General features: G+C 62.9%; 1 protein-coding gene and 1 rRNA gene. Both read right to left on the bottom strand.

Annotated features, from left to right (window positions below):
- Window positions 1-18 precede the first annotated feature (18 nt).
- Window positions 19-2,148 carry an oxidoreductase gene (locus RJQ10_RS07870; protein ID WP_350145345.1) on the bottom strand — a complete coding sequence of 710 codons (2,130 nt, stop codon included), beginning with the start codon at window positions 2,146-2,148 and terminating at the stop codon, window positions 19-21.
- 281 nt (window positions 2,149-2,429) lie between these two features.
- A 5S ribosomal RNA gene (rrf, locus tag RJQ10_RS07875) occupies window positions 2,430-2,516 on the bottom strand; the annotation flags it as partial.

Here is a 2,516-nt window from a genome sequence, read left to right on the forward strand (position 1 = left end):
CGACCTCCGCGGCCCGACCTACGCGGCCCGACCACTTGACGCCACCAGCTCTGCGGCAGACTCCATGGCTCCCTCGATATAGCCCACACCGTTGCAATCGCCGATGGTGTGGACGCTGAGGCCCGCGCTGCGCAGCTGCTCGGCGAGGCTGGTGTCACCGGTTGCACCCTTGGCCACAATCACATGGTCTGCCGCCAGGGTCCGCACCTGGCCGCGCTGGTTGCGGTAGCTGACAGAGTGGTCCCCGATACTGACCGCGCTGGCCTTGTTCTGCAGCGTCACGCCGAGTTCGTGCAACTCGTCGAGCAGGCGCATCCGGCGCACCAGATAGAGCCCCGCCCCGGACCGCGGTGACTCGTCGACCACCGTCACCTCCCTGCCCCGGTGGGCCAGGTATTCAGCCAGCTCCAGGCCCACCAACTCACCGCCAATCACCACAATGCGCTTACCCAGCGGCAGCCACGCCCGCGATGCCTGGCGCAGGATCCAGGGATGGCGATTGACGCCGGTCAGTGCCCCGAGACGAGTCATGCCCCGGGTAAATGCCGTGGTCTTGCGCCGCAGGGACGGCGCGTTCTCCCCCAATACCAGCGCCCGCATTTCGTCACCACTGAAGACAAAGTCCTGTTCGCTGCCGGGCAAGTCGGGCATGAGGCGCTTGGCGCCGGTCGCTACGATGACTTCGTCCACACCCAGCGACTGCATCAGCGCCGGTGTCACCGTGGTACCCAGACGGACATCGACCGCAGACGATGCCATCTGCAGGCGCAGCCAATTGAGCAGACGCTCGTTGGGTTCATAGGCAATGCTGGCGAACTGCAGCGTGCCGCCAAGCCGGTCGGCGGCTTCGAGCAGCGTCACCCGGTGACCGGCTGACGCCAGCCTGCGGGCGGCCTCCATACCCGCCGGCCCGCCGCCTACCACCGCGAAATGGCGGGCGCTGTCAGTGGCAATCACGGTGCGCTGGCGTTCGTGCGCGGTTTCGGGGTTTACCGCGCATTTCACTGGTTTGAGGATATAAATCTGGCTGACACAGCAGTAGCAATAGACGCAGGGGCGAATTTGATCCAGCTGACCGCTGCACACCTTGTTCGGAAGATCCGGGTCTGCCAGCATCTTGCGGCCCATGCCGAAGAGATCAAAGTGGCCAGCGGCGATATGCTTGTCCGCCGCGTTCGGCTCTATGCGGCCAGAGGTCAGTACCGGGATACTCACCGCCTGGCGGATAGCGATAGCGTTGCCCACCAGCCGCTCCGGGGTATGCGGGATATTCGATTCGGAGTGGTTGCTGGCAACAGAAGTGTCGTGATAAGCGCTGACAGTGATGCCATCCGCACCGGCCTGCTCCAGCATGCGAGCCGTTGCCGTCGCATCTTCCAGGGTGATGCCTTCGTCCTGCCCGAATTCACCCGAGTCGATTTTCACCCACACCGGGAAGTCAGCCCCTACGGCAGCACGTACCGCAGTAAATACCTCGAGTAACAGACGGGCGCGATTCTCGAGGCTACCGCCGTATTCATCATCGCGGTTGTTGAAAAAGGGGGACAGGAAGGACGACAGGATATAGCCGTGGCCACCGTGTATTTCGATGCCATCAAGACCGGCCTCCACCACCCGGCGGGCCGCTGCGGAAAAGTGCTCGATCAGCAGGGCGATGTCCTCACGGGTCATGGGATGGAGTATTGTCTCCGGTGCAGGACGATGCATCATCCGCAGCTCCTCCGGGAGGAACGCGTTGATGAAGGCCGGGGCTTTCTCCACTTGGATGGAGGGTGCCATCACAGGTCGCCCCGCTACCCGGTCCTCGGTCGACACCAGGCCACCGTGGTGTAGCTGCGCCGCAACTTTGGCCCCATGGGCATGACAGGCGTCCGCGAGTCGCTTGAGGCCGGGGATCATCTCGTCCGAAGCGACCGAGGTCTGCCAGGGCTGGTTGGAACCCGCGGGCCAACTGACCCCGGTAGAGCCGAGAATGATCAGTCCCGCCCCGCCGCGTGCCTGTCGCTCATGAAATGCAATGAAACGCTCACTGCAACTGCCGTCTTCCGCCGCGAGGTTGACGCCCATGGCCATCACCGCCATTCTGTTTTTCAGTTGCATCGTCCCCAGACGGAAAGGACTCGCCAGATGGGCAAGTGGCTTGGCCATGGCAAATTGTCTCCTGCATTCAAAGCGAATCAGTGTAGACGCTTTGGGGGAGTCGTGCGTCTTCTCTGCCGAGCTGGCGATGCAAAGCTTTACTGCGGTTCAAGTAATCAATCGGGTGTGAGGGCCTGCCCCGCTTCACCGGGTGTGTCCTACTCTCACATGGGGCGGTCTGGCGTCCCGGGGCCCCACACTGTAAAGAGCGGGTCTCCCCATGGGGGGGTGTCGAGCACGACAAGGTAAAACGCCCCGGTCATTGCTGAACGGGGCGTTTTGGTTTAGAAGCCTGGCGATGACCTACTCTCACATGGGGAGACCCCACACTACCATCGGCGATGCGTCGTTTCACTACTGAGTTCGGGATGGGGTCA

The organism is Haliea sp. (assembly GCF_040222615.1).
Taxonomy (GTDB): domain Bacteria; phylum Pseudomonadota; class Gammaproteobacteria; order Pseudomonadales; family Halieaceae; genus Haliea.